This is a genomic window from Pseudomonas sp. LAM2023 (assembly GCF_016620375.1).
GTDB lineage: Bacteria > Pseudomonadota > Gammaproteobacteria > Pseudomonadales > Pseudomonadaceae > Aquipseudomonas > Aquipseudomonas anuradhapurensis.
This window is the reverse complement of sequence record NZ_JAENHV010000015.1, coordinates 311263-330338: the sequence shown is the minus strand read 5'-3', so window position 1 is coordinate 330338 and position 19076 is coordinate 311263. Positions and strand designations below refer to the sequence as shown.

At 63.3% G+C, this 19076-nt stretch carries 18 protein-coding genes and 1 riboswitch; of the genes, 8 read left to right on the top strand and 10 right to left on the bottom strand.

Going from position 1 to position 19076, the window contains the following annotated elements; translation table 11 throughout:
* Nucleotides 1-90 precede the first annotated feature (90 nt).
* A complete protein-coding gene (trhA, locus tag JKP78_RS07140) occupies nucleotides 91-708 on the top strand; it encodes a PAQR family membrane homeostasis protein TrhA (protein WP_170033172.1) in 618 nt (205 codons plus the stop codon).
* Here the strand turns inward: trhA and JKP78_RS07135 are convergent, their stop codons facing one another.
* Nucleotides 709-1428, bottom strand: coding sequence for a 16S rRNA (uracil(1498)-N(3))-methyltransferase (locus JKP78_RS07135; RefSeq protein ID WP_200626379.1), 720 nt, complete (start codon nucleotides 1426-1428; stop codon nucleotides 709-711).
* 176 nt (nucleotides 1429-1604) lie between these two features.
* Complete coding sequence (locus JKP78_RS07130; RefSeq protein WP_170033168.1) at nucleotides 1605-3011, bottom strand: adenosylmethionine--8-amino-7-oxononanoate transaminase; 1407 nt, start codon at nucleotides 3009-3011, stop codon at nucleotides 1605-1607.
* 269 nt (nucleotides 3012-3280) lie between these two features.
* Here JKP78_RS07130 and JKP78_RS07125 point away from each other — a divergent pair, with 269 nt between their 5' ends.
* The 3 genes from JKP78_RS07125 to JKP78_RS07115 all read left to right on the top strand — a co-directional run bounded on the left by JKP78_RS07125 (nucleotide 3281) and on the right by JKP78_RS07115 (nucleotide 6518).
* The gene (locus JKP78_RS07125; protein WP_200626377.1) at nucleotides 3281-5143 is read left to right on the top strand and encodes a flavin monoamine oxidase family protein; all 1863 of its coding nucleotides are present in this window, start codon (nucleotides 3281-3283) and stop codon (nucleotides 5141-5143) included.
* A gap of 210 nt (nucleotides 5144-5353) precedes the next feature.
* Entirely contained in the window at nucleotides 5354-5905 is a 552-nt protein-coding gene (locus JKP78_RS07120) for a cytochrome b (protein ID WP_186684358.1), read from the top strand.
* A 34-nt stretch (nucleotides 5906-5939) separates the two neighbouring features.
* Complete coding sequence (locus JKP78_RS07115; protein ID WP_200626375.1) at nucleotides 5940-6518, top strand: YceI family protein; 579 nt, start codon at nucleotides 5940-5942, stop codon at nucleotides 6516-6518.
* Nucleotides 6519-6712: 194 nt separating this feature from the next.
* On the opposite strand, the gene JKP78_RS07110 is transcribed toward JKP78_RS07115, so the two are convergent.
* The 5 genes from JKP78_RS07110 to ahcY all read right to left on the bottom strand — a co-directional run bounded on the left by JKP78_RS07110 (nucleotide 6713) and on the right by ahcY (nucleotide 13252).
* Nucleotides 6713-8587, bottom strand: a complete 1875-nt coding sequence (locus JKP78_RS07110; protein WP_200626373.1) for a DEAD/DEAH box helicase — start codon at nucleotides 8585-8587, stop codon at nucleotides 6713-6715.
* A 221-nt stretch (nucleotides 8588-8808) separates the two neighbouring features.
* Entirely contained in the window at nucleotides 8809-9597 is a 789-nt protein-coding gene (locus JKP78_RS07105) for a substrate-binding periplasmic protein (RefSeq protein ID WP_170033158.1), read from the bottom strand.
* A gap of 80 nt (nucleotides 9598-9677) precedes the next feature.
* A complete protein-coding gene (locus JKP78_RS07100; RefSeq protein ID WP_186684360.1) occupies nucleotides 9678-10745 on the bottom strand; it encodes a hypothetical protein in 1068 nt (355 codons plus the stop codon).
* Between the two features lie 90 nt (nucleotides 10746-10835).
* Complete coding sequence (gene metF / locus JKP78_RS07095) at nucleotides 10836-11681, bottom strand: methylenetetrahydrofolate reductase [NAD(P)H] (RefSeq protein WP_085621759.1); 846 nt, start codon at nucleotides 11679-11681, stop codon at nucleotides 10836-10838.
* Nucleotides 11682-11842: 161 nt separating this feature from the next.
* Complete coding sequence (gene ahcY / locus JKP78_RS07090) at nucleotides 11843-13252, bottom strand: adenosylhomocysteinase (RefSeq protein WP_170033154.1); 1410 nt, start codon at nucleotides 13250-13252, stop codon at nucleotides 11843-11845.
* 20 nt (nucleotides 13253-13272) lie between these two features.
* A riboswitch (S-adenosyl-L-homocysteine riboswitch) is annotated at nucleotides 13273-13369 on the bottom strand.
* 178 nt (nucleotides 13370-13547) lie between these two features.
* Between ahcY and JKP78_RS07085 the strand changes: the two genes are divergently transcribed.
* Complete coding sequence (locus JKP78_RS07085; RefSeq protein ID WP_009399312.1) at nucleotides 13548-13949, top strand: acyl-CoA thioesterase; 402 nt, start codon at nucleotides 13548-13550, stop codon at nucleotides 13947-13949.
* A 33-nt stretch (nucleotides 13950-13982) separates the two neighbouring features.
* On the opposite strand, the gene JKP78_RS07080 is transcribed toward JKP78_RS07085, so the two are convergent.
* Nucleotides 13983-15218: a cation:proton antiporter gene (locus JKP78_RS07080; RefSeq protein WP_170033152.1), complete on the bottom strand. Its 1236-nt coding sequence runs from the start codon at nucleotides 15216-15218 to the stop codon at nucleotides 13983-13985.
* 253 nt (nucleotides 15219-15471) lie between these two features.
* Between JKP78_RS07080 and JKP78_RS07075 the strand changes: the two genes are divergently transcribed.
* Nucleotides 15472-16305, top strand: a complete 834-nt coding sequence (locus JKP78_RS07075; RefSeq protein ID WP_170033150.1) for an EamA family transporter — start codon at nucleotides 15472-15474, stop codon at nucleotides 16303-16305.
* A 28-nt stretch (nucleotides 16306-16333) separates the two neighbouring features.
* Nucleotides 16334-16717 carry an MAPEG family protein gene (locus JKP78_RS07070; RefSeq protein WP_186672396.1) on the top strand — a complete coding sequence of 128 codons (384 nt, stop codon included), beginning with the start codon at nucleotides 16334-16336 and terminating at the stop codon, nucleotides 16715-16717.
* 50 nt (nucleotides 16718-16767) lie between these two features.
* On the opposite strand, the gene mltA is transcribed toward JKP78_RS07070, so the two are convergent.
* Complete coding sequence (mltA, locus tag JKP78_RS07065) at nucleotides 16768-17919, bottom strand: murein transglycosylase A (protein WP_186684362.1); 1152 nt, start codon at nucleotides 17917-17919, stop codon at nucleotides 16768-16770.
* A 119-nt stretch (nucleotides 17920-18038) separates the two neighbouring features.
* Here mltA and JKP78_RS07060 point away from each other — a divergent pair, with 119 nt between their 5' ends.
* Nucleotides 18039-18497 (top strand): c-type cytochrome, encoded by a 459-nt coding sequence (locus JKP78_RS07060; RefSeq protein ID WP_186684364.1) that lies wholly within the window; start codon nucleotides 18039-18041, stop codon nucleotides 18495-18497.
* A gap of 70 nt (nucleotides 18498-18567) precedes the next feature.
* Here the strand turns inward: JKP78_RS07060 and JKP78_RS07055 are convergent, their stop codons facing one another.
* The gene (locus tag JKP78_RS07055) at nucleotides 18568-18960 is read right to left on the bottom strand and encodes a DUF1090 domain-containing protein (RefSeq protein ID WP_186684366.1); all 393 of its coding nucleotides are present in this window, start codon (nucleotides 18958-18960) and stop codon (nucleotides 18568-18570) included.
* Nucleotides 18961-19076: the final 116 nt, after the last annotated feature.

The window sequence follows — 19076 nt, the reverse complement described above, 5'->3', positions numbered from 1 at the left end:
CCGCTCCTACAGGGAGCGTGCGAGCCTGACGGGCCGCGGCGGAACAGACCGGCGCAGGAACCCAGCCCACCGCAGGAGGTCTGTGTTTGCATGTACTACGGTGAACGCTTCAACGCCTGGACCCACCTGGTCGGTGCTGTCCTGGCCTGTATCGGTGCCATCTGGCTGATCGTGGCCGCGGGCCTGCAAGGCGACCCGTGGAAGATCGTCAGCTTTTCCATCTACGGCAGCACCCTGCTGTTGCTGTACAGCATCTCTACCCTGTACCACAGCACCCGTGGGCGGGCGAAGGTGATCATGCGCAAGCTCGATCACCTGTCGATCTACCTGCTGATCGCCGGCAGCTACACGCCGTTCTGCCTGGTCAGCTTGCGTGGCCCGTGGGGCTGGAGCCTGTTCGGCATTGTCTGGGGGCTGGCAGTAATCGGCATGCTGCAGGAGATCAAGCCGCGCTCCGAGGCGCGCATCCTGTCGATCATCATCTATGCGGTAATGGGCTGGATCGTGCTGGTGGCCGTGCAGCCGCTGCTGCACGCGCTGGGCACTGCCGGCTTCGCCTGGCTGGCTGCCGGCGGTGTGTTCTACACCGTCGGCATCCTGTTCTTTGCCTTCGACAGCCGCTTCCGCCACTGGCACGGCATCTGGCATCTGTTCGTGATTGCCGGCAGCCTCATGCACTTTGTGGCGGTGTCGTTCTATGTGCGTTAGCTAGAAGTCGCCCCACAACTGCTGCGCCACCGACAGGGCTACCACGGGGGCGGTTTCGGTACGCAGCACCCGTGGCCCGAGGCGCGCGGCGTGGAAGCCAGTGGCTTTGGCCTGGTCGACCTCTGCCTCGCTCAGGCCGCCCTCCGGGCCGATCAGGAAGGCCAGCGTGGCCGGCCTGGCATGGCTGGTGAGGGGTTCGGCGACTGGGTGCAAAACCAGTTTCAGGTCGGCCTTGGCACAGTTCAACCATTCGCCCAGGGTTACCGGCGGGTGGATGACTGGCAAGGTCGAGCGACCGCACTGTTCGCAGGCACTGATCGCTACCTGGCGCCAATGGGCCAGGCGCTTGTCGGCGCGTTCGTCCTTCAGCCGCACTTCGCAACGTTCGCTGACGATCGGGGTGATTTCCTTTACCCCCAGTTCGGTGGCCTTCTGGATCGCCCAGTCCATGCGCTCGCCGCGGGACAGCCCCTGTCCGAGATGGACATGCAGCGGTGAATCAGCCTGGCCGGCAAGGGCCTGGTCGAGGCTGACGCGCACGGTTTTCTTGCCCACTTCGAGCAGCTGGCCACGGTACTCCTGGCCGCTGCCGTCGAACAGCTGCACGGCGTCGCCGGGGGCCATGCGCAGCACGCGGCCGATGTAGTGGGCCTGGGCTTCGGGCAGGTCGTGCTCGCCGAGGCTCAGGGGGGCGTCGATGAAGAAACGGGACAGTCTCATGGGGTGCTCGTAGGAAAAGGTGTACTCGTCCCCTGTAGGAGCGGCCTTGTGTCGCGAAAGGGCCGCGCAGCGGCCCCGGCGGTTTGTACATCACCGCTGAAATACTGGGGCTGCTACGCAGCCCTTTCGCGACACAAGGCCGCTCCTACAAGGGGTATGCGGTCAGGTCTGCAAGCCTAGCCCGGGTCGCGGAAGTCGGGGTGGAAGTTGGCCGGTACCGCCACGCTGACGCTTTCACGGGTTGCGATGTCGATACCCTCGCTGGCCACTTCGGCGAGGAAGTCGATCTGCTCCGGGGTGATCACATAAGGCGGCAGGAAGTACACCACGCTGCCCAGCGGGCGCAGCAGGGCACCACGGGTCAGGGCATGCTCGAATACCTTCAGGCCGCGTCGCTCCTGCCACGGGTAGGCAACCTTGCCGGCCTTGTCCTTGACCATCTCGATGGCCAGGGCCATGCCGGTCTGGCGGATTTCGGCGACATGGGCATGCTCGGCCAGGTGTGCGGTGGCACTGGCCATGCGCGCAGCCAGGCCCTTGTTGGCTTCGATCACGTTGTCCTGCTCGAAGATGTCCAGCGTCGCCAGTGCGGCAGCACAGGCCAGCGGGTTACCGGTATAGCTGTGCGAGTGGAGGAACGCGCGCAGGGTCGGGTAGTCGTCGTAGAACGCCTGGTAGACCTTGTCGGTGGTCAGGCATGCGGCCAATGGCAGGTAGCCACCGGTCAGGGCTTTGGACAGGCACAGGAAGTCCGGGCGGATGCCGGCCTGCTCGCAGGCGAACATCGTGCCGGTGCGGCCGAAGCCCACGGCGATCTCGTCGTGGATCAGGTGCACGTCGTAGCGGTCGCAGGCCTCGCGCAGCAGCTTGAGGTACACCGGGTGGTACATGCGCATGCCGCCAGCGCCCTGGATCAACGGCTCGACGATTACCGCACTGATCGAGGCGTGGTGTTCGGCCAGGGTCTGCTCCATGGCCTGGAACATGTTGCGCGAATGCTCCTCCCAGCTCATGCCTTCGGGGCGCAGGTAGCAATCGGGGCTGGGCACCTTGAGGGTGTCGAGCAGCAACGCCTTGTAGGTTTCGGTGAACAGCGGCACATCGCCGACCGACATCGCGGCGATGGTTTCGCCGTGGTAGCTGTTGGTCAGGGTGACGAAGCGCTTCTTGCCGGGTTTGCCGACGTTCTGCCAGTAGTGGAAGCTCATCTTCAGCGCCACTTCGATGCACGACGAACCGTTGTCGGCATAGAACACCCGGTCGAGCCCGGCCGGGGTCATGGCCACCAGGCGCTCGGACAGCTCGATCACTGGCTGATGGCTGAAACCGGCCAGGATCACGTGTTCCAGCTGGTCGACCTGATCCTTGATGCGCTGGTTGATACGCGGGTTGGCGTGACCGAACACATTGACCCACCAGCTGCTCACCGCATCCAGGTAGCGCTTGCCTTCGAAGTCTTCCAGCCACACGCCTTCGCCGCGCCGGATCGGGATCAGCGGCAGCTGCTCGTGGTCTTTCATCTGGGTACAGGGGTGCCACAGGACCTTGAGGTCACGTTGCATCCACTGATCATTGAGGCCCATGGGCACTTCTCCTGGCTTGCGGCTTGGTTCGACCGCGTAAGCCTAAGCAATGCCGCAGGGCAGGACAACCGCTGCGCTTTAATGGCGCTGGGCGCCGCTGCAATCGAGCCTGCGGGTGACCGCGGCAATGGCAAAAATGTCAGTTGGCAAAAGCACTTGATGTCGCTGTGCTGGCAGGGCCGACGGACCTGACGTATTCTTAACGCATCTCTCTCGGGGCATTCCTGCCTCTACCCGTTTCTGTAACCCCTGACTCGGAGTTCGCCGACATGGCTGCTGCTTGGGTGCGCCTGTGCGCGTTGGTATTGATTGGTGTGTCCAGCGGCGCCGCGCTGGCAAAGGACAAGACACCTTCGGCAATCGTCGTGGGTGGCGGCCTGGCGGGCCTCACGGCCGCCTATGAGCTGCAGAACAAGGGCTGGCAGGTGACACTGCTGGAAGCCAAGCCAGGCATGGGCGGGCGCTCGGGCCTGGCCACCAGCGAATGGATCGGCAATGCCAAGGCGCACCCGGTGCTCAACCAGTACCTCGAGCGTTTCAAGATTGAAACACAGCCGGCACCGGAATTCGTGCGCACCCCCGGCTACCTGATCGACGGCGAGTATTTCAGCGCCACCGACCTGGCCAGCAAGCAGCCGGCCACTGCCGAGGCCATCAAGCGCTACGAGAAAACCCTCGACGACCTGGCGCGGTCGATCGACGACCCGCTGAATCCGCAAGCCACCAGTACGCTGTTCGCCCTCGACCAGATCAACGTCTCCACCTGGCTGGACAAGCTGCAACTGCCGGCCACCGCCCGCCAGCTGATCAACCAGCAGATCCGTTCCCGTTACGATGAACCGTCGCGCCTGTCGCTGCTGTACTTTGCCCAGCAGAACCGTGTTTACCGTGGCGTCAGTGACCGTGACTTGCGGGCCGCGCGCCTGCCGGGTGGCAGCCCGGTGCTGGCCCAGGCCTTCGTCAAGCAGCTGAAGACCATCAAGACCAATTCGCCTGTGACGGCCATCGTCCAGGACAAGGACGGCGTCACGGTCAAAGTCGGCAATGTCGGTTACCAGGCGGATTACCTGGTGATGGCCGTGCCGCTGCGCGCCCTGGCCAAGATCCAGATGACCCCGAGCCTGGACAGCCAGCACCTGGCAGCGATCAAGGGCACCAACTATGGCTGGCGCGACCAGCTGATGCTCAAGTTCAAGAAACCGGTGTGGGAAAGCCGTGCGCGCATGTCCGGCGAAATCTTCAGTAACGCCGGCCTGGGCATGCTGTGGATCGAGCCGGCGCTCAAGGGTGGCGCCAACGTGGTGATCAACCTGTCGGGCGACAATGCCCGCTTGCTGCAAGCGTTCGGTGACAAGCAGATGGTCGACCAGGTGCTGATCCGCCTGCACGCGTTCTATCCGCAGGCCCGTGGTTCGTTCACTGGCTACGAAGTCAAGCGTTACAGCACCGATGCCGGTACCGGTGGCGCTTACCTGGCCTATGGCCCGGGGCAGATCAGCAAGTACTGGCGCTTGTGGGAGCGCCCGGTGCAGCGCATCGCCTTTGCCGGTGAGCATACCGACGCGCTCTACCCCGGTACCCTGGAAGGTGCCCTGCGCAGTGGCCAGCGTGCGGCAAGCCAGGTGCAGGACCTGCTGGCGGGCAAGTCGTTCGACCCGGCCAAGGCGGCACCGGTGGCGGCTGCTGCGGCAGGCGTCGTGGCGGCCAAGCAGAACAAGGACGGCGGGTTCTTCTCCAATCTGTTCGGCGGTTCTGCCGACAAGGGCGACAAGGCCCCCGCGAAAGCCGAGGCGAAAAAAGTCGAAGAGGCCAAGCAGGACAAGCCAGGCTTCTTCTCGCGGCTGTTTGGCGGCGCGGACAAGCCTGAAGTGAAAGCCGAGCCGATTGCCACGGCGGAACCGGTGTCGCCGACACCTGCGCCAGCGCCGCAAGTTGCACCGGCCCCGGTTGCGCCAGCACCTGCGCCAGTGGCCAAGGATGCGCCGGCCAAGCCTGCGGCAACCAAGGCCGCGCCCGCCAAACATGCCCCCGTGCACAAGCCAGCCCGCAAGCCTGCCGAAACCAGGAAGGCCACTGCCAAGTCTGCACCTGCCAAGAAAGCCGTGGTCGATACCCAGGCCAAGGCCGGTTGATTCGTTGATTGTATCGGCCCTATTGCCGCTTGCTGGCGATAGGGCCGATACAGTCAAGCACTGACTTCCCACCTATCGTTAATGTTTCCTTAATGGGAAGCTTTCACAATAAATATCGAATTTATCGATAATCCAGAGCAATTTTTTCCGCTTTTCTTCGATACGTTTCGCGTTAGTCTGTGCACAGCTTTCACGGGGAAACAGGTCAACATGCAACTGCGCAACTCACCTTCTCGCTACGGCGTGGTCAGCATCGTCATGCACTGGGGCGTGGCCCTGGCAGTCTTCGGCCTGTTCGGCCTGGGCCTGTGGATGGTCGGTCTCGACTACTACAGCCCTTGGCGCAAGGCTGGCCCGGACTTGCACAAGAGCATCGGCCTGGTCCTGCTGGCGGTGATGCTGCTGCGGGTAGTCTGGCGTTTCATCAGCCCGCCGCCACCGGCACCGGCCAGCCACGGCGCATTCACTCGCCTGGCCGCCAAGCTGGGGCACCTGGCGCTGTACGTCGGGCTGTTCGCGGTGATGATCGCCGGCTACCTGATCTCCACTGCCGACGGCGTGGGCATACCGGTGTTCGGCCTGTTCGAAGTGCCGGCACTGGTCAGCGACCTGCCTGACCAGGCCGACCTGGCTGGGGTGATTCATCTCTGGCTGGCCTGGGGCCTGGTGATTTTTGCCGTACTGCATGCCCTGGCAGCGCTCAAGCACCATTTTATCGACCGTGACGCGACCCTGACCCGCATGCTGGGCCGCAAAGCTTGACTCTCAACCTCAATTGCATAGGAAGGAAGTAAGGATGTTGAAAAAGACTTTTGCCGCTCTGGCGCTCGGTACCGCACTGATCTCCGCCGGCCAGGCCATGGCTGCCGAGTACAAGATCGACAAGGAAGGCCAGCACGCCTTCGTCGACTGGAAGATCAGCCACCTGGGCTACAGCTTCATCCACGGTACCTTCAAGGATTTCGACGGTAACTTCACCTGGGACAGCGCCAAGCCTGAAGCCAGCAAGATCAACGTCGACCTGAAAACCGCCAGCCTGTGGTCGAACCACGCCGAGCGTGACAAGCACATCGCCAGCGCCGACTTCCTTGACGTGAAGAAATATCCGCAAGCCAAGTTCGTCTCCACCAGCGTCAAGCCGACTGGCGACAAGACTGCTGACGTGAACGGCGACCTGACCCTGCATGGCGTGACCAAGCCGGTGACCTTCAAGGCCACCTTCAACGGCGAAGGCAAGGACCCATGGGGTGGCGAGCGTGCCGGTTTCAACGCCACCACCACGCTGAACTTGAACGACTTCGGCATCAAAGGACCGGGCGCTACCTCGCAGACCCTGGACCTGGATATCAGTCTCGAAGGTGTCAAGCAGAAGTAATTCAGACCTGCTGAAGACCGAGGGGCCGCTTTGCGGCCCTATCGCGACACAAGGCCGCTGCTACAGGGTATGAGCTGCGCCCCAGATGTTGGAAACCTGTCCACCATCTGGGGCGCAGCTCATTACGTTATTCCTGTAGGAGCGGCCTTGTGTCGCGATAGGGCTGCGAAGCAGCCCCTCGGTATTTCTCTCTGTCAGCCCTTGCGGGTCAGCAGTGCCGGGCGCTCACCACGCGGACGGCTTGGCAGGTCATCCAGTTGCTCGGGCGTCGGGTAACGGTCGAGCTTGGATTCCTTGCGGATGATCACCGGTTGTTTTTCCGGTTGGCGCGGGTTGCGCACGGCCGGCTCTTGCCGGGTTACATCATCGCGCGCGGGACGGCCACGGCCAGCGCCCCCATCACGACGGGCACCGCCACCATTGTTGGCGCGGGCCGGGCGTTTCTCGCCGCCACCGCCGCTGCGCTGCTGGCCGCCCGTACGACCTTGGCCGCCGCTGTTGCTGCGCTGGCCGGTGCCTTGGCCGGCATTGCCGCCCGGGCGGCGATTGCGACCCTGGCCCTTGCCGTTCTGGTACGGGCTTACGTAGTCGGCACGGTTGCCGAAGTTGTCGATTTCGTCGTCCAAGAACTCTTCCGGGTCGCGGTCGGCAGGCACTTTCGGCACGCTGGTGCTGGCTTGTTGCTGCTGCTGACGTGGCTTCTTGTCGCGCGGTTTGCGCGGCTGTTGCTTGTCACCCGCCTTGTCCTTCTCGGCCTGCTTGTCCGCAGCCTGCTGCTTGGCCTTGCCTTTATCCTTGCCCTTGTCCTTGCGGCCGCCGTTGGCGTCTTTGCCGCCTTCGCCACGGGCCTGCTGGTTACGCCCGCCACGGCCATTGTTCTGCGGGCGCTCGCGTACTTCCGGCTTCTCGGCTTCTACCTGGCTGGCGTCGAAGCCCATCAGGTCGCCGTCCGGGATCTTCTGCTTGGTTACCCGTTCGATGCTCTTGAGCAACTTCTCTTCATCCGGCGCGACCAGGGAAATGGCCTCGCCCGAGCGCCCGGCACGGCCGGTACGGCCGATACGGTGAACGTAGTCTTCCTCGACGTTCGGCAGCTCGAAGTTGACCACGTGGGGCAGCTGGTCGATGTCCAGGCCGCGGGCGGCGATGTCGGTAGCGACCAGTACCCGCACACTGTTGGCCTTGAAGTCGGCCAGGGCCTTGGTGCGGGCGTTCTGGCTCTTGTTGCCGTGGATAGCGGCAGCGGTCAGGCCGTGCTTTTCCAGGTATTCTGCCAGGCGGTTGGCGCCGTGCTTGGTGCGGGTGAACACCAGCACCTGCTCCCAGGCGCCGAGGGTGATCAGGTGCGCCAGCAGCGCGCGCTTGTGGCTGGCGGGCAGGCGATAGATGCGCTGCTCGATACGCTCGACGGTGGTGTTCGGCGGGGTCACCTCGATCCGCTCCGGGTTGTGCAGGAGCTTGTCGGCGAGGTCGGTGATGTCCTTGGAGAAGGTGGCCGAGAACAGCAGGTTCTGGCGCTTGGCCGGCAGGCGGGCAAGTACCTTCTTGACGTCATGGATGAAGCCCATGTCGAGCATGCGGTCGGCTTCGTCGAGTACCAGGATTTCCACATGGGCCAGGTCAACCTTGCCTTGGCCGGCCAGGTCGAGCAGGCGGCCCGGGCAGGCGACCAGGACGTCGACACCCTTGGCAATGGCCTGGATCTGCGGGTTCATGCCGACGCCGCCGAAAATGCAGGCGCTGACCAGTGGCAGGTCGCGGGCGTACACCTTGAAGCTGTCATGGACCTGGGCGGCCAGTTCGCGGGTCGGGGTCAGGACCAGCACGCGGGGCTGGCGTGGGCCGTGGCGCTGCGACTTGTCGGGGTGGCCGGCCGGGAACAGGCGCTCAAGGATCGGCAGGGCGAAGCCGCCGGTTTTACCAGTACCTGTCTGTGCAGCGACCATCAGGTCGCGGCCTTGCAACACGGCGGGAATCGCCCGCTGTTGCACCGGGGTCGGCTGGGTGTAGCCCGCAGCCTCGATAGCGCGGACAAGAGCCTCGGAGAGACCGAGGGAAGCAAAGGACATGGGCAATCCTGTTCTCGTGTGGGCTGGGCCCGTGTGGGATGTTCTGCCTGGCGCGACGGGCATCGGTGGGATGCGATCGCGTCCGGTCCAGCTGGGCTTTCACTGCACATCCAAGTAACGGAGGGTGGACGCTAAAAGGTGCGTCGATGCCGATCGGGATGCCTGTTGCGAGGCCGAGCGTCCGGGCGTGAGCCGGGCGGGAAGGCCCGAGTATAACAGAGCTATCGCGCCGTGCTGCTTTCCTGCTGCTCAACGGCGTTGGGAATGTTTCCGATGTCGCCTGTGTAGCGCTGGCTGATTGCTGCGTAGGCCGGTTCCTGCTTGAAACGCCGCAGTTCTTCGGCAAAGGCCTGGGCCAGCAACTCGCGCCCAGGCTTGCGTACCAGGGCCAGGTATTGCGCCTGGCGGTTGATCACCAGCGGCAATACCTCGACTTGCTGTTGCAGGCCCAGGTGCCGCAGCAGGTAATGGCCGACCCTGCGGTCGGTGACTGCCAGGTCGATGCGGCCCAGGACCAGCTTGCCGAAGTTGGCTTGGTGGGTAGGGGCGGCTTCGCGTTTGAAGTAGGCGGCCTCGTTGAACGCTGCACCATAGCTGTAGCCGGGCGAGGTGCCGACGGTGAAGCCGGCGAGATCGCCCAGCTTGCTGACCGGATGGCGACGTGCACTGGCCTGGAACAGCACGAACTCGACATCCGACATGGGCTCGGCGGCGTAAACCAGGTAGGGCTGGCGTGACTCATTCTGGAAGACGTCGAGGATGCCGTCGGCCAAGCCTTGCTCGATCATTGCCAGGCAGCGCTTCCAAGGCAGGATCTGCACCTCCACCTCGATGCCGAGGCGTGCGAACACCTGGGTGGTGACCTCGTAGTCGATGCCACGCAGCTGGCCGTCCTGTAGATACACGTAGGGTGCCCAGTCATCGGTCACCAGGCGCAGGCGCTCGCCCAGGGCCAGGGGGCTCAGGCAGGCGAACAAGAGGATCCACAACAGACGGGCGACGTACGGCATGGCCGGAGATTACAAGCTCGGTCTGTTCAAGACCAGCGCCCGCGACATCCAAAGTGAGCGAGGCCGCTCCTGCAGGCAGTTCAGCCCTGCGAAGACCGCAGCAGATGCGCCTCGATGTCCTTGCGCCGTTCGCCCAATGTCAGGCGCAGCCCCGGATGGCGCAGGCACTGGCGCAGTTGCTCGGGCTGCATGTGGCCATGACGGGCATTGAGGTTTTCCAGTGCCTTGTCCCACCAGGCCGGCGCACAGGCGCGGTCGAACTCGTTGGGGTAGTGGTAGCAGCCATACAGCAACTCGCGGGCGAACTGGCGTTCGTGGCTGGGCAGGGTCATGCTCAGTGCCTTGTAGCCCAGGCGTTGCAGGGCCGGCGGCCGTGGCAGCTGGTCGTTGACCAGGTACACGTCAGCCAGCGCGGCGTCGCTCAGCGGGTCATGGCCATGCTTGCGCAGCCAGGCCTGGATCTTGGCGCGGAACTGCGCCTTGCGGCTCCAGTAATGGTGGATGACGTCGGTGCATTCGGCCAGCTCCAGGGTGCGATAGGCTGCCACCGCCAGGCAGAATTCCTCGAGGGTATAGGCCTCGCGAGCCAGCGGGTGGAACTCGTCCATCATGGCGATGGAGCGGTCCAGGGTGCCTGCATCCTGCGCCGTGAGGCCGATCACCCCGGAGTTGACCAGCGGCATCTGGCAATCGGCAAGGCCGCGGGACTCGAGGATGGCCAGCAGGTTCTTGTACAGCAGGCATTTCTGGTTGCTGCCATAGCGTGCGCCGATGGCATTGCACAGCAGGCGCCCTGGGGCTACCCGGGCGAACAGCTCCAGCGGCGACTTGCGGAAGAACGTGTCGGTGTCGATCAGCACTGCCAGTGGGTGTTGCTGCAGCACTTGGCGCAGCAGCACATGCTTGCTGCGAAAGTGATACCCGTGAGGGGCGTTCCAGGCCTGGCGCGTGGCTTCGTCGAGCACGTGCACGGTTACCGGCAGGCCGGCATAGGGCTGCGGGTTGTCGGTGTAGACCTGGATGTCCATGGCTTCGCCTGCTGCGCTGTCCAGGTGGGCCAGGGCGCTGATGATGCTGAAGCAGGCTTCCTGATGGTAGGTCGCCGGGCCAAAAGCCAGGTAGACGAGCTGTGGATGCGAGTGCTGCATGGCAGGCAAGACCTGTGTAACCGAAAAAAATAAGGCTTTAGTCTATGACCAAAGCCTTAATCGGTTGTTAAACAGGTTTTGCAAAAAATTTCAGCGCGGCAGCTTCAGATTGTTCCAGATGGCCAGGCTCGGTTCGGCCTGGTTCAAGGTATAGAAGTGCAGGCCCGGTGCGCCGCCCTGCAGCAGTTGTTCGCACATGCGGGTGATCACCTCTTCACCGAATGCCTGGATGCTGGCGGTGTCATCGGCATAGGCTTCCAGCTGCTTGCGGATCCAGCGCGGGATCTCGGCGCCACAGGCGTCGGAGAAGCGTGCCAGTTTGCTGTAGTTGGTGATCGGCATGATGCCGGGCACCACCGGGATATCCACGCCCAGCTTCTGTGCGCGCTCGACGAAGTAGAAGTAGCTGTCGGCGTTGAAGAAGTACTGGGTAATGGCGCTGTCGGCACCGGCCTTGACCTTGTGCACGAAGTTGGCCAGGTCGGCCTCGAAGTTGCGCGCTTGTGGGTGCATCTCCGGGTAGGCGGCCACTTCCAGGTGGAAGTGGTCAGCGGTTTCCTGGCGGATGAACTCGACCAGGTCGCTGGCGTAGCGCAGTTCACCACTGGCCATGCCCATGCCCGAAGGCAGGTCGCCACGCAAGGCGACGATGCGCTTGATGCCGGCAGCCTTGTACTCGGCCAGCAGGGTGCGCAGTTCGGCCTTGGTGTCACCCACGCACGACAGGTGCGGCGCGGCGGGCACCTTCACTTCGCTTTCCAGCTGCAGCACGGTGTTCAGTGTGCGGTCGCGGGTCGAGCCACCGGCACCGTAGGTGCAGGAGAAGAAGTCCGGGTTGTAGGCGGCCAGCTGGCGGGCGACGCCCATCAGCTTTTCGTGGCCGGCATCGGTCTTGGTCGGGAAGAACTCGAAACTGTAGCGGCGTTCCTGGGACATTAGACGTTCCTCTAGCAGCCAGCCTCAAGCAGCAAGCTGCAAATAGAAGCCAGATCGGTGATGGCCGATCTGGCTTGGGCATCGTTCAACAAGTTTGAGCCTGGGCTGCAAGCGGCATGGGGCGTTTTCGCACCTGTCTGCCGCCTGCAGCTTGCCGCTTGTCAGTAGCGGTAGGCGTGCGGCTTGAACGGGCCTTCTACGGTAACGCCGATGTAGTCGGCTTGCTGCTGGGTCAGCTGGGTGACCACGCCGCCGAAGCCGCGGACCATTTCCAGGGCCACTTCTTCGTCGAGCTTCTTCGGCAGCACTTCAACGGTCAGGCGTTCGGCTTTCTTCTCGGCCGACAGGTCGGCGAACTTCTGCTGGAACAGGAAGATCTGTGCCAGTACCTGGTTGGCGAACGAACCGTCCATGATGCGGCTTGGGTGGCCAGTGGCGTTACCCAGGTTGACCAGGCGGCCTTCGGCCAGCAGGATCAGGTAGTCGTCGTTCTGTGGGTCGAAGCTGCCGGCGCCGGTGCGATGGATCTTGTGCACCTGCGGCTTGACCTCTTCCCAGGCCCAGTTCTTGCGCATGAAGGCGGTGTCGATCTCGTTGTCGAAGTGGCCGATGTTGCAGACCACGGCGCGCTTCTTCAGGGCCTTGAGCATGTTGGCGTCGCAGACGTTGACGTTACCGGTGGTGGTCACGATCAGGTCGATCTTGCCCAGCAGGGCCTTGTCGATGCTGGCTTCGGTGCCGTTGTTGATACCGTCGATGAACGGCGAAACCACTTCGAAGCCGTCCATGCAGGCCTGCATGGCGCAGATCGGGTCGACTTCGGTGACCTTGACGATCATGCCTTCCTGGCGCAGGGACTGGGCCGAGCCCTTGCCCACGTCACCGTAGCCGATCACCAGGGCCTGCTTGCCCGACAGCAGGTGGTCGGTACCACGCTTGATGGCGTCGTTCAGGCTGTGACGGCAGCCGTACTTGTTGTCGTTCTTGCTCTTGGTGACCGAGTCGTTGACGTTGATCGCCGGGACTTTCAGCTCGCCCTTGGCCAGCATGTCCAGCAGGCGGTGCACGCCTGTGGTGGTTTCTTCGGTGATGCCGTGTACGCGCTCCAGTACCTGCGGGTACTTCTTGTGCAGCAGTTCGGTCAGGTCGCCACCGTCGTCGAGGACCATGTTGGCATCCCATGGCTGGCCATCCTTGAGGATGGTCTGCTCCAGGCACCACTCGTATTCTTCCTCGGTTTCACCTTTCCAGGCGAACACCGGGATGCCGGCGGCGGCGATGGACGCGGCGGCCTGGTCCTGGGTGGAGAAGATGTTGCAGGACGACCAGCGCACTTCGGCACCCAGGGCAACCAGGGTTTCGATCAGCACGGCGGTCTGGATGGTCATGTGGATGCAACCCAGGATCTTCGCACCCTTGAGCGGTTGCTCGGCCAGGTACTTGCGACGCAGGCCCATCAGTGCAGGCATTTCCGATTCGGCGATGATGGTTTCGCGACGGCCCCAGGCGGCCAGGGAGATGTCGGCGACTTTGTAATCGGTAAAACCAGCAGGCATGTTTGCAGCGCTCATGAGAGCCTCCATTCGTAATGTGCGAATGGGCGCCGTTGTGCGTTGAGCGTCCGCGGGAGCGGACAACGCCCCATCCGAGCCTGACAGGCCTAGCCTGCTGCAGCGCCCCTCGGACGGGTGGCGGGCATGGCACCGCTGTGGGCAACCATGTGAAGCGGCGGAGATTATAGCCGCGCCCGCTGGCTTGCCCAAGGTTTTCTGTCGATTAATCGCGACGATAGTCGATGTTCAATGGAGCGACAGCGACCGCTCTGCCATCATTGCTACACCGTAGCCAAGCAGGTCAGGAGTACAGATGAACTTTCACACCCGCAAATGGGTTAAACCCGAAGACCTCAACCCCAATGGCACGCTGTTCGGTGGCAGCCTGTTGCGCTGGATCGATGAAGAGGCGGCGATCTACGCCATTGTCCAGCTGGGCAACCAGCGCGTGGTGACCAAGTACATATCGGAAATCAACTTCGTCAGTGCCTCGCGCCAGGGCGACATCATCGAGCTTGGCATCACCGCCACCGAGTTCGGCCGCACCTCGATCACCCTCAAGTGCGAAGTGCGCAACAAGATCACCCGCAAGGCCATTCTCACCGTCGACAAGATGGTCTTCGTCAACCTGGGCGAAGACGGGCTGCCGGCGCCTCACGGGCGCACCGAGATCAAATATATCCAGGACCAGTTCCCGGATTCGGCGGTGGAGTGACGATTTCGGGGCTGCAAAGCAGCCCCGAAAACCTCATGGCTGGGCGCTGACCTTGCGCACCACCCGGCCAATGCTCAAACCCTGCACCAGGATCGACGACAGCACCACGATGTAGGTGATCGACAGCAGCAGGTCACGTTCCTCGCCCAAAGGCAGCGACAGCGCCAGGGCCACCGACACCCCACCGCGCAGGCCACCCCAGGTCAGCACCCGTACCGTGCCCTTGGGCACCGGGCGCCAGCGCCGCAGCAGGACGATCGCCGGGGCCACGGTCAGTAGCCGCGACAGCAGCACCGCCAGGGCCAGCACGCCACCGGCTGCCAGGTGCAGCCAGTTGAACGGCAGCAGTAACAGCTCCAGGCCGATCAGCGCGAACAGCAGGGCATTGAGCATGTCGTCGATCAGCTCCCAGAAACCGTCCATGTAGCGGCGGGTCATGTCGTTCATTGCCAGGTTGCGTCCCAGGTTGCCGATGATCAGGCCGGCCACCACCATGGCGATCGGCGCCGAAACGTGCAGTTCGTAGCACATGGCCGAGCCACCGATGACCAACGCCAGGGTCAGCATCACTTCCACCTGGTACTGCTCGACGCTCTTGATCATGCGGTAGGTGGCGTAGCCGATCAGGCCGCCGAACACTACCCCGCCGATGGCCTCGCGGGCGAACAGGATCGCCGTGTCGGTCATGCTCGGGGTTTCGCCCAGGCGGATGATGCCGAGCAACACGGTGAACACCACCACTGCGGTGCCATCGTTGAACAGCGATTCGCCGACAATGGTGGTCTTGAGCGGCTTGGAGGCATTGGCGGTACGCAGCGCGCCAAGCACGGCGATCGGGTCGGTGGGCGAGATCAGGGCGCCGAACAACAGGCAGTAGATCAGTGGCACCTGCCAGCCGAACAGGGCGAACACCCAGTGCGACAGGTAACCGATGACCACGGTGGCGATCAGCACACCGACGGTGGCCAGCAGGCCGATCGGCCAACGGTAGCTGCGCAGGTCGGCGAGGTTGACGTGCAAGGCGCCGGCGAACAGCAGGAAGGCCAGCATCCAGTGCATCAGCAGGTCGTTGAAGTCGATCTGGTTCATCAGCCCTTCGACGCGTGCTTCCAGGCCGGGGAAGCCGATCAGGCTCAGGCCCTGCAGCATCAGGGAGAACAGCAGCGCCGTAACCATCACGCCAATGGCGGGGGGCAGGCCGATGAAACGGTAATTCACATAGGTGAGGAGGGTGGTGAGGCAGATAAATGCGGCAACTAGTTCAAGCATCCCGAATCCTGTAGCAGTGGCTTCCAAGTCATAACCCGAATGGCTCGGGCAGTTCTTTGATGATCTGGCGAGGGCTTCGGGGCACAGGATTTGACCAGAATTGCTGGAAGCGTTCCGGGTGTTTACAGCTGGAGGGTGCAATTATGGCGGCGAGGTGCAGGTCACGATATTTTCAGCGCCGAACACATCCCAGGCAACCCGACCACCAACGCTATATATTCATCCCTCGAAAACGTCACAAGGACCCAACGGTGTGCTGGCAACTTCCCTGGTACTGATCGCCGCCTTGCTGCATGCGACCTGGAATACCCTGATCAAATTCAGTGGTGAGCGCCTGCTGGTGATCGCCAGCATGGACACGGTGGCGCTGGCTTTCGCGGTGCTTGCCGTGGCCTTCGCCGAGGTGCCGCCGGCCAGCGTCTGGCCTTGGCTGCTGGCGTCGGCGTTGGCCGAGCAGTTGTACCGCTTCCTGCTGATCCAGGCCTACCGCGTCGGCGATCTGGGGCTGGTCTACCCGCTGATGCGCGGGCTATCGCCCCTGGTGGTGCTGGCACTGACCCTGGCCTTTGCCGGCGAATCGCTGAGCCAGCAGCAGATCATCGGCATCCTGCTGATCCCCTGCGGCATGGCCTGCCTGTTGTGGCAGGGCGGTGGCGGTGAGCGGCTACCCTGGTCGATGCTACCGGTGGTCGCCCTGATCGGCCTGTGCATCGGCTGCTACACCTGGTTTGACGGCCAGGCCGTGCGCCTGTGGGGCAAGCCCTGGGACTACCTGGTGTGGCTGACATTGCTCAGCGCCTGGCCCTTTCCATTGCTGGCCAGCGTGGCGCGACGTGCGCCGTTCGTGCTGTTCTGGCGCCTGCAGTGGCGCCTGGGGCTGGCAGTCGGGCTGTGCGTATTGCTCAGTTACGCCCTGGTGCTGTGGGCCATGCACCTCGGCTCGGTGGCTGAGGCGGCGGCACTGCGGGAATTGAGCGTGATCCTGGTGGTAGTGCTGGGCATGCGCTACCTCAAAGAACCTTTTGGCCGGCCCAGACTCCTAGCTTGCGGGCTGGTGTTGGCCGGCATGTTGATAATGAAGCTTTGACCTCGAGACTGAACAAGGAGTCCTGCCTATGACCGTTGCCCTGTGGTGCATTTTGATCGCGTTGGTGCTGCCACCCCTGTGCGGGCTGATCGCCAAGGTAAGTGGCCGTTTCGGCCTGAAAGACAACCACGACCCGCGCGCTTTCCTGGATACGCTTTCCGGCCTGCCACGCCGTGCACATGCCGCCCAGCAGAACAGCTACGAGGCCTTTCCGGCGTTTGCCGCGGCGGTGCTGGTGGCCGATATCGTCGGCAATGCCGAGCAGGTGACCCAGGATGTGCTGGGGGTGATGTACATCACCAGCCGCTTGCTTTACATCATCTGCTACCTGGCGGACTGGGCCGTGCTGCGCTCGCTGGTGTGGTTTGCCGGGATGGCGATGATCGTGGCGTTCTTTGTAGTTTCCATCTGAAAACCGGGGGGCCTGATTCGCGGGCAAGCCCGCGAAGAGCCCACCGCCGATCAAGGCACCTTTGGTACTTCAGGCAACGGCTTGCCCTTGGGCCACAGCATCCAGATCTGCCCTTGCTGCTTCATGTTCCCGGCCAGTTCCCCGGCTTCCGGCCCGGTGCCCCAGAACAGGTCGGCCCGCACCTCACCCGTAATTGCCCCTCCGGTATCCTGAGCCGCCACCGGGCGTACCACCGGAGTTGCGTCCGGGCGGGTGGTGGATAGCCAGAGCAGGCTGCCCAGCGGAATCACCTTGCGGTCGATGGCTACGCTGTACCCAGCGGTCAGGGGCACGTTCAGTGAACCACGCGGGCCTTCGTTGCTGTCGGGGCGGGTGCTGAAGAAGACGTAGCTGGGGTTGCTGGCAAGCAGCTCCGGTACCCGCTGCGGGTTGGCCTGGGCCCAGGCGTGAATGGCGCCCATGCTGACTTCTTCCTTTTTCAGCTGGCCTTGTTCCACCAGCCAGCGCCCGATCGGCCGGTATGGATGGCCGTTCTGGTCGGCGTAGCCCAGGCGCAGCTGGCGGCCGTCTTCCAGTTGCACCCTGCCGGAACCCTGCACCTGCAAGAATTGCAGGTCCATAGGGTCGGTCAGCCAGGCCAGCACCGGTGCCTTTACGCCGTTGCGGTTGATGACCTCGGCGGTGTCGTAAGGCTTGAGCACCCGCCCGTCGAGGCGCCCGCGCAGGCGCTTGCCCTTGAGCTCGGGGTACACGCTGGCCAGGTCGACCACGATCATGTCATCGGGAATACCGTAGACCGGCACGTGGTTGGTTGCCGATTGCTTGAGGCTGCCGGGGTAGACCGGTTCGTAGTAGCCGGTAATCAGGCCATGGGCGTTGTTCTCGGCGGAGCGCAGGCCGTATACCTCCAGGTTCTGCTCAAGGAATGTGCGCACCTGGGCGGCGCTGGCCGTGGCACTGCCGGCGGCTTCGCAGGTGGCGGCCCACACCGGGTCGCGCGCGAGCTTCTCGCAACCGCTGCGCCAGGCATAGAAGCCGGCCAGCAAGTCTTCGTCGCTGACTGCCGGCAGGTCATTCCAGGTGGCCGGGACGTAGGTGGCAATGGCGTGGGGCTCCGGCTTGGCGTTCTCGCCGCCGTTGCAGCCGGCCAGCAAAGCCAGCACCGGGAGCGTCCAGGCCAGATGGCGCAGGGCTGATTTCATGTGTGCATTCCTGTCATGGGCGAAGATGAATATTCACCCCTGTATTTCATGTGGCTATTGGTCTTTGGCCCGCGGGCAGCGATACTGGCCGCCCATTTGCGCAGGCCGAAGTGAGTGTGATGTTGAAGCGATTGACCGTTGTTCTGCTGGCAGCATTGGCCCTGGGCGGCGCCTTGAGTGGTTGCGACCGGGTCGACCCCAACTCGCCGCTGGGCAAGCGCAAGGTAATCTTCAAGGACATGCTCAGAACCAGCGAAGACCTGGGCGGCATGTTGCGTGGCCGGCTGCCTTTCGATGGGGTGAAGTTCGCCGACGGTGCTCAGAAGCTGGACAACCTCGCGCACCAGCCCTGGCAACACTTTCCACAGGTGCGTGATGGTGGCGACAGCAGCGCTCGCGCCGAGGTATGGGAACGCCAGGCACGCTTTCACGACCTGGCCCGGCAGCTGGAAGGCGTCACAGGCGAACTGGCCGATATCAGCCGTAGTCAGCCGCTCGATGCTGCGCAGTTGAAGGCGCCGATGGACAAGGTCGAAGCGGCGTGCAAGGCCTGTCATAGCGAATTTCGTAATCATTGATGGCTTGCATGGCTCTGTCTGCAGGCGCGACACAAGGCCGCGCCTGCAGTGATCGCGTTTGCCGCTGGCCTTAGCGGTCCAGGTCCTCCACCGCTTCCTGCAATTCCTTGCGCGACTCGGCCAGCTTGTCCTTGCGCTTGTTGATTTTCTCCGAGTCGCCTTTCTTCTCGGCTTTCTTCAAGTCCTTTTCCCGTTGTGCCACTTCGTGACGGGCGTCGAGCACCTTTTGCTCACGTTCCTTGCGCAGGCCGGCATCGGTGCAATTGTCGACCCCGCGCAACGCCTCTTCCAGCCCTGTGACCTGGCCGGTGTTGCCATGGTCGCGGGCAATCTTCAGCTGGTTCTCGATGGCGCTGCGCTTGGCGGCGCAGCCGGTCAGGCCGGCATCCGGCTGGGCTGCCTGGGCAGTGCCAGCGGCCAGGCCAAGTGTCGAGAGCAGGAAAAGGGTCGAAATACGTTTCATGAAAAGCCTCCTTGACGGGGCGGGGCAGCAAAAGTTGGGGGAAATCCTGCCTTGGTTTTGCCCTTTTAGGAACCCTTGTCGGGTTTTTCCGGTGGAATCTCGGTTTATCCCCACAG